Below are 13,004 nucleotides of genomic sequence, written 5' to 3'. Positions count from 1 at the left end.
CCACACCAGGCGAATGAGTCAGACATCGACAGAGCGGCTGAGGGACTATCTCGCCCAGCTCCCGCCTCAATCGCAGGCGCTGCTGATGCGGGAGTTCGAGCGCGCCATCGAGCGCGGGGAAGACCTCGCAGTCGCCAATTTCGTGCTCGAGCAGTTGCGCAACGTCGTCCGCGGGGCCGAGGAAGACGACCAGGCGCGTCCGCGCACCGACGATCCGGCGCGGCTGTTGTACGGTCCGCTCGAGCCATTTCTCGTCGAGGGCAATTTTCCGGTGCGTGCCGGGCAGATCCGGCGCGCGTCGCTGCTGCCGGTCTGGCAATGGCTGGGCCGCGACGGCGCGCCCGAGGCCGTGCGCGCATTCGAAGCGACACTCAGCGAGATCAGGCTGAGCGGCTCCACCGCAGGCCTCGGAGCCGCGACTCGCAAATTCCAGCTCGCCACAGCCGAGGCGATCGTCAAAATCGCCACTCCGGTGCAGGGCGAGGACAGGCATCGTGCGCTCTCGCGCATTGGCTCGCCGAATGTAGTTGAGGATTTGTTGTCGATCGGCGCGGTGCTGCGGGCCCGTGAGGCGATGGAGACGCTCGGCAGCCGGCTTCCCGGCCAGGTTCGGGCGCTGACGCCCTCCCAGCTCGAGACGGTGACGTCGGCGCTCAACGTGCCGTCGTTGCAGACGCCGCAATTGCTGCCGTTCGCGCTGTCGCTGATCATGCAGCGATTGGCGGCGCCGTGGCAGATCATCCGCCTCGCGGTCAAGATGGCGGCCTCCGACGACGAGATACGCGTGGCGGCCACGCCCTACGGCATCGCCGTCACGATCGCGCTGCACGATCTCTCGTTTCTCACGGCCTGCCTGCGCACGGACATCAGGCGCGGCCATTTCGATAATGTCGGCGACCAACTGAAAATCCTGCACGATGGCGTGCGGGGCTTGCGCACCGAGCTCGATCTGCGCAACGATTCCGCGTGGGGCCGCCAGCTCACGTCGATCCGGGCCGATATTTCCAATTCGCTGCAGTCTGAGATCGAGAGCGTGCCCGGCCGGGTCCGCCGCATCCTGCGCCAGCGCGCCGACAAGGATATCGCTTCGGCGCCGAAGATCGACGCCGCGGAGGTCGAAGAGATCGCCGCCCTAATCGACTTCGTGGCGGTATGCCGCACCTATGCCAGCGAACTCGCCATCAACGAAGTCACCCTGCGGACCTATTCCGACCTGCAACATTACGTCGAGCATTCCACCGAGAGCCTGGTGCAGGCGCTGCGCGGCGCCGACACCAGAGCGCGCGCCTACCGGCAGATGCAGGCCAAGGCGGCGATCCGCTTCTGCGAAATCCTGTTCGGCCATGACTACGCGTCGCTGATGAGCCGGGCGGCCGAAAATGCCGTGACCGGCGAACGTAAAGCGACCAAAGCCGGCTAGCGCCCTCTCGATCTATCGCGTCATGCCTTGCGTCGATCCTTGGCGTCGCGAAGAAATTCGGCGAAGGCCTTCAGCGTCACATCGGAAACATGATGTTCGATGCCCTCGGCATCAGCCTCCGCGGCTTCCTGCGGAACGCCGAGCGCCAGCAAGACGTCGACCACCAGACGGTGACGGGCGCGGACGCGCTTGGCGAGGGTCTCACCCTTTTCGGTCAGGAACACCCCGCGATAGGGGCGGGCCGTAACCAGGTCTTCGCGCTTCAACCGCGCAATGGTGTCGATCGCCGTCGGGTGCGATACGCCCAGCCTGCGCGCGATGTCGGTCGGGCGTGCCTCGCCGGTCGTGCCGAGCAGATCAGAGATCAATTCGACATAGTCTTCCAGAACCGCGGTCGATCGCGCCGATCGCGCCTTTCCGAAGCGGCGCGCCTGCGTTTGTTCCGCGGGCAGCGGCGTCATCGGCTTGGCCCGATTTGTCGAGGGCTTACGCACCACTGCACCTTCCAGGCGAATCCATCCAGACGAGGCGCGACCATGGCGTGCTGCCGACCACATTGCAAGTTGGCGGCTTGTCGCCGATCTGCAACAGGCCGGCACCTGGAATTTGCGACTCGTTCGCAGCATCTTGACAGTTAATGGGTCAGCATTAACATGTAGCCTCACCTACGTTTGGTGTTTGCGGCTTATCAAGCAGGCTGTTGCTGAAGCGCGATCGGTTGGGGATGAATATGCGCGCGACGCGAATGGCCCTTGTGGGCACATCGGCACTGGCCGTGGTTTGGTTGAGTCACGCCGCGGCGCTCGCGCAAACCGCAGCGCCCGCGTCACCGACGCCCCAGGCGGCGCCGTCTGCCGAACCAGCCGTTCCGGCGCCGCCGACAGCGGGGCAGGCCCCGGCGGAGCCGGCTCCGTCGCAGACCGCGCCGGCCCCGGCGGCCGGACCGCAAGCCACGCCGAGCGCGCCGGCAGAAATCGAGATGCCGCAAGTGACGGTCGAGGGGCGTCAGCCTAAACCCGCGCGGCGGGCCGCGCGCAGCGAGCCTGGTCGGCGTTCGACGACCGTGGCGGCGCCGCTGCCGGGCCCGACGCCCGCGACCGTGCCGACGTCGCCCTTCAATCCGCCATTTGCGCCGCTGTCGACGATCGGGAGCAACCAGATCCAGACCGGCAGCAGCAACGGTGGATTCGGCAGCCTGTTCACCAATATGCCCGGCGCAACATCGGCCGGACTTGCCACGGAATCGTCGCGCCCGATCTTGCGTGGCCTGTCGGACGCAAAGGTCCGCATTCAGGAGAACGGCGTCGGTGCGGTCGACGTGTCTGACATCGCGCAGGACCACGCGGTGCCGATCGACCCTCTCGCCATCCAGAAGGTCGACGTCATTCGCGGACCGGGTGCGCTCCGCTTCGGCTCGCAAGCCGTCGGCGGCGTCGTCGACGTTAACAACAATCGGATTCCGACCGCTGCGCCCCTCGGGGGAGTGGCTGCGGAACTGAGGTCGGGCGTGACGAGCGTCAACAAGGGATGGGAGAGCGGCCTGTTGCTGGATGCCGGCGGCCGCAACGCCGCCGTTCATGCCGACATCTACGGTCGCTCCTCCGGCGACTACAGCGTCCCGAGTTATCCGTATCTCGTCCCGCCAATCCCTGCGCCTGCCTTCAACGGCACGCAGCCGAATTCCGCTTCGCAAAGCGCGGGCGCGGCGGTCGGCGGCTCCTGGCTTTTCGACGGCGGTTATGCCGGCATCGCCGTCTCCCGTTTCACCAGCGACTACCACGTCCCCGGTATTGCGACCGCGGAAGCCCGCCAGCACAACGACCTCGAGCAAACCAAGATCAGCTCCAAGGGCGAGTATCGCCCGGACGCAAGCGCGCTTGCCGCGATCAGGTACTGGACCGGATATTCGGAGTACTGGCACGACGAGACGGTGCTCGCCACCACGGGCTTCCAGGAGATTACCGCAACCTTCAAGAACCGGCAGACCGAAGGCAAGCTCGAGTTCGAACTAGCGCCGTTCGCCACGCCGATCGGTGCGCTGACCAGCATTATCGGCGCGCAAGGCGCTTACCAGCAACTGGATACGGCAGGGCAGGCGATCCTGCTTCCGGCCCAGACCAGAACGGCGGCGGCGTACTTCCTCAATGAAGTCAGGCACACGGGCACGCTGCGCACGCAATTGGCGGGTCGCATCGAGGGGGTCAATGTCGCGGGAACGGCGTTCACCTTTCCGCCGAACTTTCTCCCACCACCGGATGAGCCGGGCAGGGCTGCCGCCAAGCTCGACTTCATGCCGAAGAGCGTCAGCTTCGGCATCATCAAGGATCTTCCATCCTCGCTGGAAGCCAGCCTGACGCTGCAACGGATCGAACGTGCGCCGCGCGCTCTCGAACTGTTCGCCCAAGGTCCCGACGGTTCGGAGAAGACGTTCAAGATCGGCAACTCGAATCTCGGAATCGAAACCGCGCAGACGGCGGAAATCGGCTTGAAACGTACGGATGGCGATTTCAGGTTCGCCGCGAATGCCTACTACACGTCGTACGACAAGTTCATTTTCTCGCGCGCCACCGGCATCTTTTGTCAGGAAACGTTTGCTTCATGCGGCGCCGGCACCGACTACATCCAGGTCAACTACGATCAGCGTGACGCGACTTTCCGCGGCGGCGAACTGGCGTGGCAGTGGGACGCCGCACAGCTTGCCAATGGCACCCTTGGCCTCGATGGCCAGTATGATGTGGTGCGGGCGACCTTCACCGACGGCAGCAACGTGCCGCGCATTCCTCCGATGCGCCTCGGCGGCGGCGTCTACTGGCGCAACGACAATTGGTTCGCGCGCGTCGGCGTGTTGCACGCGTTTGCGCAGAACGACATTCCGCAATTCGACACGCCGACCGCCGGATATGATTTGGTGAAGGTGCAACTCGAGCACCGGAAATTCTGGAAGGATTCGCCATGGGGCGCGGTTGAGGTCGCGACCGGCGTGGTTGGCGACAATCTGCTCAACGCCAACATTCGCAACTCCGTTCAATTCCACAAGGACGAGATCTTGCAGCCGGGTCGTGGCTTCAAACTGTTTCTCAACGTCAAATACGGTGTCGACCGGCCAAGCGGCCCGCCCGGCACCTGGATCGGCACGGCGAGACGGCCGGCCGGCAACGGCTACTACAAGAGCCCCGCGCTCGAAGCGGCGGCCTGGAACTGGGCGGGCATCTATGCCGGCGGCAATGTTGGATATTTGAGGGGTGAGGGCGTTACCAACGCTGCGTTCAACGACGTTGCAACCGGAGCCTCGCTTGCCGGAGCCCGCCTGTCGTCCACGCACCACACCGCCAGTATTGGTGGACAAGCCGGCTATAACTGGACGTCGGGCCGGATGCTGGCAGGCATTGAAGGCGATTTTGAATACCGCAATCAGCGCGGAAGCAGCGCCACCGCTTGCCCCGGCAAGATCTGCAACCCGGCGCTCGCTCCGCTCGATGCCACCGTGACGGCGAGCGTGGACTATCGCTTGGGGTGGGTAGCCTCGGTTCGCGGCCGCGTCGGAACGCTTGTGACGCCGGACCTGCTTGCCTACGCCACCGCGGGCGTTCCGTTCGGCAAGATAACGACGTCAACGGCGGTTGCAGGTTTCGACAATGCGGGTGTCGCAACCACGGCGTCTCTGGATCGGCACTTGTATCGGTTCGGCTGGGCTGTCGGCGCCGGTTTCGAGACGCGGCTGACAGGCAACTGGACCGCAAAGCTCGAATATCTCCACATGGATTTCGGCTCGGTGCGTTCGACGCCGCCTGCGGCGCTCAACACCGCAGTTGCGTTCGACGCCAACACGCGGGTGACCAGTGATGGTGTGAGGATCGGGGCGAGCTACAAGTTCGGCGGCCCGATCGTCGCGGATTAGCCGCCAACTGAAGCCCGCGGTCAGACGACCAGGTGTTGCGGTCGTCGCTCTATTTGACCGTGAAGCGGATCGGCTGCCTCACGACAACGAATTCGCCGGGAAATGTTGCGGGCGGCGAAGGGAAGGGCTGCGCGCGCTTGAGGAGCGCGAGCGCTTCCTCATCAAGGGCGCCGGATCCCGAACTTTGAGTTACACGCGCGCTGACAACCATTCCCTTGCGATCAAGCGTAAACGACATCTGCGTCGTCCCTTGCTCGCGCCGCGACCGCGCGGTTTCCGGATATCGCTTGTTCTTCTCAACCAAAGCGAGGACCTGGGTTCGCCACGTCACGACGGCCTCCGAATTCTTGTCATTCGGCACACCCTGGGTCGGTGCCACGGCGACCGGTGCGATCCGCTCGTTGATTGCAGGCGGTGCCGATGTCGTGGCCGCCGCCTGCTGCTGCGGCGCCACGTCAGGCTGCGGCTTGCTCTGCAAAGCCACAGCCGCGTTCGGATTGGGAGCGGGCGGCAACTCGGGCGTTTCATCGGGCGGCGTCTTCTCGGGCTTCGCCACCGGCTGCGCCTCCGACATCACCTGCTCCGGACCGGGCGCAATGTCGGTCGGCGTCGTCGTTGGTGCTGCGGCCAACGGTGCTAGGTCGACCACGATCGCGCCCGAAGGTTCGGCAGCCACCGTGTCATCCACATCGCGCCAGGTGGCGAGCGTGGCAGTCAATCCGGCATAGACGCACAGCACCGCGAGGCTGCTGAACATCCATCGTCGAAGATCGGAACGGTCTTCGGCCGCAAGCTGCATCATGGCGATGAGGCTTGCTCCATTCCGACCAGGGCGACCTTAAGGTACCCGGCGGACCGCAACATGTTCATGACCTGCATCACCTCGCCATAGGGGACGAGCTTGTCGGCGCGCAGGAAAATGCGGGTGTCCTTCTGGCCGCTGGTGCTCGCATCGAGCGCGCCGGGCAGTGCGCTACGCCCCACAGTTTCGTTCCCGACGGAAAGCGACAGGTCCGGCTTCACCGTCAGATAGACCGGCTTGTCCGGCCGCGGCTGCGGCTGCGCGTTCGACGCCGGAAGATCGACGGCGATATCGACGGTCGCAAGCGGCGCGGCAACCATGAAGATGATGAGCAGAACGAGGATGACGTCGATGAACGGCGTCACATTGATCTCATGGACTTCGGCGAGATCGCCGTTGCCCTGGTTCAGACTGGCGGCCATGGCTGCTACTCCGCCGCTGCGAGGTGCCGCCGCACCAGCATGGCGCCGCTATCGAGGTCGCGGCCGACCAGTCGCGTGATCTCAGCGGATCCGTCCCCGAGCAGCGCCCGGTAGGAAGCGATCTGGCGTGCAAAGAGATTGTAGATCATGACGGCGGGAATCGCCGCCACCAGCCCGAGCGCCGTCGCCAGCAGCGCCTCGGCGATTCCAGGCGCGACCACGGCGAGGTTGGTGGTTTGCGACTTCGATATTCCGATGAAGCTGTTCATGATTCCCCAGACCGTGCCGAACAGTCCGACGAAGGGGCCGGTCGATCCAATGGTCGCAAGCACGCCAGTGCCTAGTCCGATGCGCCTGCTTGCCGCCGCCTCGATCTGCTGGAGCCGGGAAGCGATCCTTGCCTTGATTCCCTCCTTGTCCATTCGATCGGTGCTCAATCTCAATTCTGCCAGGGCAGCGTCGAGCAACTGCGCAACCGCGCCGTCGGGTACCTGCCGCACGGCGTCTTCCACGTTTCGGACGTTGGCGAGCTCGCGTAAGGCATGTCGGGCATTCCGTCGCGCCTTGATCAGCTCGATCGTCTTTGCGAGCCACACCGTCCAGGTGACCGCGGTGGCAAATACCAGACCGATCATCACCGCTTTGACGACGACGTCGGCCTGCATGAACATGCCCCAGGGGCTGAGATCGCGGGGCAGCACTGCAGCCGCGATCGCTGTCCTTTCCGTTGCGTCCTGGGCGGCTGCTGGAAATGGCAACAACAGCAGCGGAAGTGACAGAAGCGGAACGCTACGGCGGAGTTTCAAACCAAATGGAGTTTTGACAGGGGCGGACCGAACAGCGCCACGTCGAAATGCTTTCCAGGATCGCATCGATCTGCCTTCACGCAATTAATGCCTCAGCCCCATTGTGTAGCATCGCCTACGTCTTGGTGCAAACGCCAGAGGCCAAGGCACCAGGCTCGACGGTGCATGCAGGCAGGCTCCGCTGCAATTTAGGGTTAATGGATTTGCGAGCCGCGATCCGGCGGAGAAGCCTGGCCTAACTGCGCTGAGGAACTCCGGATCGCCGGCGGCCGTAGGCCGCCTCCCGGTTTTTCTGCCGCAATTGTCAATTGCCGGGCTTGCCGCCGGTAGTGTAAAGCGGCGTATCGGCGCTGGCTCGGAAAGCGCCGTTCCGCCCCCGGGAACTACTTGATGACGCTGTGGTTTGTGTTCGCGCTGATGACGGTCGCGGCAATTTTTGCCGTGCTCTGGCCGTTGAGCCGCGGCTCGTCCGCGCAGGCCGGCGGCAACGAGGCGGTCGTCTACAAGGATCAGCTCGCCGAGATCGACCGCGATGTCGCAGCCGGGTTGATCGGCTTGTCCGAAGCCGAGGCGGCGCGTGTCGAAATCGGCCGCCGCCTTCTCGCTGCCGCGGACGGGGAGCGCAACCTGCCGGCGCGCGCCAACCTTGGCCTGCGCCGCGCCTCGGCCGTCGTCGCGCTGGTGGGGTTGCCGATCGCGGCAGTGACGTTCTACCTCGCGCTCGGATCACCGCGTCTCGGTGACTTCCCGCTCGCCTCGCGCACCCGTATGGCGGACGCCAGCCAGTCGCTCGAAAACATGGTGGCGCAGGTCGAAGCGCATCTGGAGAAGAATCCGACCGACGGCCGCGGCTGGACGGTGCTGGCGCCGGTGCTGGCGCGGCTCGGTCGCTGGAATGACGCGGTCCGGGCCTATCGCAACGTGATTCAACATGCCGGCGACAGCGCCGAGCGCCGCTCCGATCTCGGTGAGGCGCTGGTCACCAGCGCGGGCGGCGTCGTCACGGCGGAGGCCAAGGGCGAATTCGAGCGCGCGGTGGCGCAAAACGCCGACGATCCCAGGGCCAGCTATTTCCTCGGGCTCGCTGCCGAGCAGGACGGCCGGAAGGCCGACGCTGCGGCGATCTGGCGGGCGATGCTGTCAAAGGCGCCAGCCGACGCGCCGTGGCGGCCGCTGATCGAGGCGGCGCTGACCCGGGTCGGCGCCCCCGTCGCGCCGGCGCTCTCCGATGATGTAATGGCCGCGGCTAGGGACATGAGCGAGGCCGACCGCGGGACGATGGTCCGTGGCATGGTCGATCGGCTGGCGGCGCGGCTGAAGCAGGACGGCAGCGATGTCGAGGGTTGGTTGCGGCTGGTGCGGGCCTATATGGTGATGGGCGAACGCGACAAGGCGGCGAGCACGCGCACCGAAGCGCGCCAGGCGGTCGCGGGCGATGCCGAACGCTTGCGCCAGCTCAATGAAGGCCTGAAAAATCTCGGGCTTGATGGATAGAGCCGGATGGCGGAACCCAAAGACGAAGGCAGGGGATATTGATGACGCGCAAGCAGCGGCGTTTGACCATGATCTGCAGTTCGCTCGCGGTGCTTGCGGTCGCGGCGGCGCTGGTGCTGAACGCGATGCGCGATTCCATCGTGTTCTTTTCCACGCCGACCATGGCGGCGGAAAAGCAGATCCCGCCCGGCAAGCGGTTCCGCCTCGGCGGCCTGGTGCAGCCGGGCTCGCTGGTGCGCGGCGACAACCTTGCCGTGAACTTCAGCATCGCCGACGGCAGCGCCACGCTGCCCGTCGCCTACAAGGGAATGTTGCCGGACCTGTTCCGCGAAGGGCAGGGCGTCGTCGCCGAGGGCGCGCTCGATGCGTCAGGCGTATTCAAGGCTGATACCGTGCTGGCCAAGCATGACGAGACCTATATGCCCAGGGACGTCGCCGACGCCCTGAAGAAGCAGGGGCACTGGAAGGACGACTATGGCGCAAAGCCCGGCGCCACGGCCGCATCTGCGCCGGTGCAGGGGACCGTGAAGTGATCGCGGAAGCCGGGCATTACGCGCTGGTGCTGGCGCTCGCGCTTGCGCTGATCCAGTCCACGGTGCCGATGCTGGGCGCGCGCTGGGGCGATCCTGCACTGATGAATGTCGCGCGCTCCACGGCGCTGGCACAATTGCTGTTCGTGGCGGCCTCGTTCACGGCCCTGGTGATGCTGCACGTCGCCTCGGATTTCTCCGTCGTCAACGTGTTCGAGAATTCGCATTCGATGAAGCCGTTGCTCTACAAGATCACCGGCGTGTGGGGCAATCACGAAGGATCGATGCTGCTATGGGTGGCGATCCTGGCGCTGTTCGGCGGCCTGGTTGCCGCCTTCGGCAACAATTTGCCGCTGTCGCTGCGCGCCCATGTGCTGGCCGTGCAGGGCTGGATCGCGGCTGCGTTCTATCTGTTCATCCTGGTCACGTCGAACCCGTTCCTGCGCATCGCGAGCCCACCGATCGAGGGCCGCGATCTCAATCCGGTGCTGCAGGACATTGGGCTGGCCGTGCATCCGCCGATGCTCTATCTCGGCTATGTCGGGTTTTCGATCTCGTTCTCGTTCGCGATCGCCGCCTTGATCGAAGGCCGGATCGACGCGGCATGGGCGCGCTGGGTGCGGCCGTGGACTCTCGTGGCCTGGATCTTCCTCACGCTCGGCATCGCCATGGGCTCGTACTGGGCCTATTACGAACTCGGCTGGGGCGGCTGGTGGTTCTGGGATCCGGTCGAGAACGCTTCGCTGATGCCCTGGCTCGCCGGCACCGCGCTGTTGCATTCCGCTGTCGTGATGGAAAAGCGCAACGCGCTCAAGGTCTGGACGATCCTGCTGTCGATCCTGGCGTTCTCGCTGTCGCTGCTTGGCACCTTCCTAGTGCGCTCGGGCGTGCTGACCTCGGTGCACGCGTTCGCGACCGATCCCTCGCGCGGCGTATTCATCCTGCTGATCCTGTGCCTGTTCATCGGCGGCAGTCTTACGCTGTACGCCTGGCGCGCCCCGGCACTGAAGCAGGGCGGGCTGTTCGCGCCGGTCTCGCGCGAGGGCGCGCTGGTGCTCAACAATCTCTTTCTCACCTCTGCCTGCGCCACCGTGTTCATCGGAACGCTCTATCCGCTGGCGCTGGAAGTGCTGACCGGCGACAAGATTTCGGTCGGCGCACCGTTCTTCAACCTGACCTTTGGGCCGCTGTTCGTGCCGCTCCTGGTCGCCATGCCGTTTGCGCCGCTGCTGGCCTGGAAGCGCGGCGATCTGCTCGGCGCGGCGCAGCGGCTGACTGCGGCCGGTATCGCGGCGCTGGTCGCGATTGCGGTGCTGTTTGCATGGACCCATGGCGGAGCCACGCTCGCGCCGCTGGCGATCGGGCTTGCGATATTCGTGATTGGCGGCGCCTTGAGTGATCTTGCCGAACGCATGGCGCTGTTCCGCGTTCCCTTGGCCACTGCGATGGCTCGTGCGCGTGGCCTACCGCGCGCGACCTGGGGCACGGCGTTCGCGCATGCTGGCATTGGCGTCGCGCTGATCGGCATCGTCTGCGAGACCACCTGGAATAGCGAATATATCGGCACGATGAAGCCGCGCGATGTCGCGAGCGTCGCCGGCTATCAGTTGAAGCTCGACGACATCACGCAACGGCAGGGACCGAACTTCCGGGAGATGATCGCGCAGTTTACGGTCAGCCACGACGGAGAAACGCTCCAGGTGATGACGCCGTCGAAGCGCAACTTCACCACGCGGGACTCCTCGACGACCGAGGCCGCGCTGCTGACCCGCGGCGCCAGCCAGGTCTACGTTTCGCTCGGCGACACTAATGCGGAGGGCGCCATCGCCGTGCGCATCTATCACAAGCCGCTGGTGCTCCTGATCTGGTGGGGCCCTGTCCTGATGGCGTTCGGCGGCCTGCTGTCGCTCTCGGACCGCCGCCTGCGCGTCGGCGCGCCGAAGCCGGCCAAGACTGCCCGCGCGCTGCAGCCGGCGGAGTAGGGCCTTGAAGCGCTTCATTGCAGCATGTGTACTTGTTGTCGCCGCGGCGCTCTGCGGGCCGGCTCACGCCGTGCAGCCCGACGAGATCATGGCCGATCCGGCAAAGGAGGCGCGAGCCCGCGACCTGTCGCGCGAGTTGCGCTGCATGGTGTGCCAGAACCAGTCGATCGACGATTCCGACGCCCCGCTGGCGCGCGATCTGCGCCTGTTGGTGCGCGAGCGGATCGCCTCCGGCGACAGCGACAGCCAGGTGATCGACTTTCTGGTCGCGCGCTATGGCGAGTTCGTGCTGCTGAAGCCGCGCTTCACGCCGCACACGGTGCTGCTCTGGCTGCTGCCGCCGCTCGCCTTGGCCGGAGGCGGGCTGGCGCTCTGGTTCTACAGCCGCCGCCGTTCGAATACCGGCAGCGCGACCGATCCTTCGCTGTTGCACCTGACGGAAGAGGAACAGGCGAGGCTGGAGCGCTTGCTCGCAGCCGATGCGCCGGACAAGAAGGCTTAAGCCCACCATTGCAAGCGGGCAGGCTTCAGCTATGACTCCCCTGTCAAAATAAACATAACCAGGGGAAACCGGACATGGCCTTCTCACTCTACGACGCCAGCGTGGCGAACTATCTGCAGACCCTTGGCGCGGTCAGCGGTTTCCTCGAGCGCGGCCTCGTTCATTTTCGCGACAACAACATCGATCCGGATCGCATGGTCGAGGCGCGGCTGGCGCCCGACATGCTGCCGCTGCGTTTCCAGATCATCTCCGTCGCCCAGCATTCGCGCGGCGCTATCGAGGGCGTGCAAAGCGGAGAGTTTCGTCCGCCCGCGTCCAACACGCCATACGATTATGCGGGATTGCAGGGATTGGTCGCGCAAACCCGCGAGGCTCTGGAGGGCTGGACTCCGGAGGCAGTCAACGCGCTCGGCGGCCGCGACGTCGTCTTTCACCTCGGCGATCACAAGCTGCCCTTCACCGCGGAAGGCTTCCTGATGTCGTTCTCGCTGCCCAATTTCTATTTCCACGCCACCACCGCCTACGACATCCTGCGCACCAACGGCGTACCGCTCGGCAAGCGAGATTTCATGGGCCGGCTGAAGATGAAGAAGTGATCTTCGGTGCCGGGTTGACGCAATTCAGCTCCGCAGAATGTTCCAGCCCGCCCAGGCGAGGATGCCGATGTTCAGATACATCGTGGCCGCCATGCCGAACGCCCGATACAGCGGGTGGATCCGGTAGCCGATCCAGAATGCAAACCGGGCGACGATGAACACTATGGTCGCCGCAGCGATGACTTTCATCTGGCTGGCCGGCAAACTGACGCTCAGAGCCAATGTGCCGATCACGAACAGCACATATTGCTGCAGCGTGTTATCGAGCACACGTCCGTTGATCAGTGTTGCCTGATCCTCCTTGTGCAGCGTCGGATCGATCGCTTCGCTGAGGAAGCGGTTGTTCGCGACGGTGATGGTGCCAACCATCAGCGGGATCGCGGCAAGGGCGTTTGCCTTCAGGGTATAGGCAAGCCGACCGGCGACATCGGTCAGGGCCGAGGTATCCGCCCAGATCTTCGAGATGCCGGCTATTGCCGCCACCATGCTCAACACGCCGCTGGCGGCGCCGATCGCAACGGTTTTCTGTTCACGGGTCATGGGGCGTCTCCA

Annotated in this window: 12 protein-coding genes; 7 read left to right on the top strand and 5 right to left on the bottom strand. The window is 65.0% G+C overall.

Going from position 1 to position 13,004, the window contains the following annotated elements:
• Positions 1-13: 13 nt before the first annotated feature.
• Positions 14-1,420 (top strand): hypothetical protein, encoded by a 1,407-nt coding sequence (locus YUO_RS0120120; protein ID WP_028348896.1) that lies wholly within the window; start codon positions 14-16, stop codon positions 1,418-1,420.
• A 20-nt stretch (positions 1,421-1,440) separates the two neighbouring features.
• On the opposite strand, the gene mntR is transcribed toward YUO_RS0120120, so the two are convergent.
• The gene (mntR, locus tag YUO_RS0120115; RefSeq protein WP_430649554.1) at positions 1,441-1,929 is read right to left on the bottom strand and encodes a manganese-binding transcriptional regulator MntR; all 489 of its coding nucleotides are present in this window, start codon (positions 1,927-1,929) and stop codon (positions 1,441-1,443) included.
• A gap of 221 nt (positions 1,930-2,150) precedes the next feature.
• Here mntR and YUO_RS41210 point away from each other — a divergent pair, with 221 nt between their 5' ends.
• Entirely contained in the window at positions 2,151-5,318 is a 3,168-nt protein-coding gene (locus YUO_RS41210) for a TonB-dependent receptor domain-containing protein (protein ID WP_156908696.1), read from the top strand.
• A 49-nt stretch (positions 5,319-5,367) separates the two neighbouring features.
• Here YUO_RS41210 and YUO_RS41205 read toward each other — a convergent pair whose 3' ends face one another.
• From YUO_RS41205 to exbB, 3 genes are read right to left on the bottom strand one after another with little or no spacing between them, the layout of a single operon-like run.
• Positions 5,368-6,120, bottom strand: a complete 753-nt coding sequence (locus YUO_RS41205; protein WP_051379530.1) for an energy transducer TonB — start codon at positions 6,118-6,120, stop codon at positions 5,368-5,370.
• On the bottom strand, positions 6,117-6,542 hold the full coding sequence (gene exbD / locus YUO_RS0120100) for a TonB system transport protein ExbD (protein ID WP_028348894.1): 426 nt from the start codon (positions 6,540-6,542) through the stop codon (positions 6,117-6,119). The genes YUO_RS41205 and exbD overlap by 4 nt, the downstream gene beginning before the upstream one ends.
• 5 nt (positions 6,543-6,547) lie before the next feature.
• The gene (exbB, locus tag YUO_RS41200) at positions 6,548-7,414 is read right to left on the bottom strand and encodes a tonB-system energizer ExbB (protein WP_083754644.1); all 867 of its coding nucleotides are present in this window, start codon (positions 7,412-7,414) and stop codon (positions 6,548-6,550) included.
• Between the two features lie 324 nt (positions 7,415-7,738).
• Between exbB and ccmI the strand changes: the two genes are divergently transcribed.
• The 5 genes from ccmI (at position 7,739) to YUO_RS0120070 (ending at position 12,452) form a co-directional block, all read left to right on the top strand.
• Positions 7,739-8,842: a c-type cytochrome biogenesis protein CcmI gene (gene ccmI, locus YUO_RS0120090; protein WP_028348893.1), complete on the top strand. Its 1,104-nt coding sequence runs from the start codon at positions 7,739-7,741 to the stop codon at positions 8,840-8,842.
• A 41-nt stretch (positions 8,843-8,883) separates the two neighbouring features.
• Positions 8,884-9,375, top strand: a complete 492-nt coding sequence (gene ccmE / locus YUO_RS0120085) for a cytochrome c maturation protein CcmE (RefSeq protein WP_028348892.1) — start codon at positions 8,884-8,886, stop codon at positions 9,373-9,375.
• Entirely contained in the window at positions 9,372-11,354 is a 1,983-nt protein-coding gene (locus YUO_RS0120080; protein WP_028348891.1) for a heme lyase CcmF/NrfE family subunit, read from the top strand. The genes ccmE and YUO_RS0120080 overlap by 4 nt, the downstream gene beginning before the upstream one ends.
• Positions 11,355-11,358: 4 nt before the next feature.
• On the top strand, positions 11,359-11,856 hold the full coding sequence (locus YUO_RS0120075) for a cytochrome c-type biogenesis protein (RefSeq protein WP_028348890.1): 498 nt from the start codon (positions 11,359-11,361) through the stop codon (positions 11,854-11,856).
• A 74-nt stretch (positions 11,857-11,930) separates the two neighbouring features.
• A complete protein-coding gene (locus YUO_RS0120070) occupies positions 11,931-12,452 on the top strand; it encodes a DUF1993 domain-containing protein (protein WP_028348889.1) in 522 nt (173 codons plus the stop codon).
• Between the two features lie 24 nt (positions 12,453-12,476).
• Here YUO_RS0120070 and YUO_RS43855 read toward each other — a convergent pair whose 3' ends face one another.
• On the bottom strand, positions 12,477-12,992 hold the full coding sequence (locus YUO_RS43855; protein ID WP_028348888.1) for an MAPEG family protein: 516 nt from the start codon (positions 12,990-12,992) through the stop codon (positions 12,477-12,479).
• Between the last annotated feature and the right edge of the window lie 12 nt (positions 12,993-13,004).

Origin of the sequence: Bradyrhizobium murdochi, assembly GCF_000472965.1 — a bacterium.
Classification (GTDB): domain Bacteria; phylum Pseudomonadota; class Alphaproteobacteria; order Rhizobiales; family Xanthobacteraceae; genus Bradyrhizobium; species Bradyrhizobium murdochi.
This window is presented reverse-complemented; position numbering and strand designations above follow the sequence as displayed.

Bases quoted from the DNA above. Each gene is read 5' to 3' on its own strand.
- YUO_RS43855 (WP_028348888.1), bottom strand. From the start codon at position 12,992: ATGACCCGTGAACAGAAAACCGTTGCGATCGGCGCCGCCAGCGGCGTG.
- exbD (WP_028348894.1), bottom strand. From the start codon at position 6,542: ATGGCCGCCAGTCTGAACCAGGGCAACGGCGATCTCGCCGAAGTCCAT.
- YUO_RS41210 (WP_156908696.1), top strand. From the start codon at position 2,151: ATGCGCGCGACGCGAATGGCCCTTGTGGGCACATCGGCACTGGCCGTG.
- YUO_RS41205 (WP_051379530.1), bottom strand. From the start codon at position 6,120: ATGATGCAGCTTGCGGCCGAAGACCGTTCCGATCTTCGACGATGGATG.
- YUO_RS0120120 (WP_028348896.1), top strand. From the start codon at position 14: ATGAGTCAGACATCGACAGAGCGGCTGAGGGACTATCTCGCCCAGCTC.
- exbB (WP_083754644.1), bottom strand. From the start codon at position 7,414: ATGCGATCCTGGAAAGCATTTCGACGTGGCGCTGTTCGGTCCGCCCCT.
- ccmE (WP_028348892.1), top strand. From the start codon at position 8,884: ATGACGCGCAAGCAGCGGCGTTTGACCATGATCTGCAGTTCGCTCGCG.
- YUO_RS0120070 (WP_028348889.1), top strand. From the start codon at position 11,931: ATGGCCTTCTCACTCTACGACGCCAGCGTGGCGAACTATCTGCAGACC.
- ccmI (WP_028348893.1), top strand. From the start codon at position 7,739: ATGACGCTGTGGTTTGTGTTCGCGCTGATGACGGTCGCGGCAATTTTT.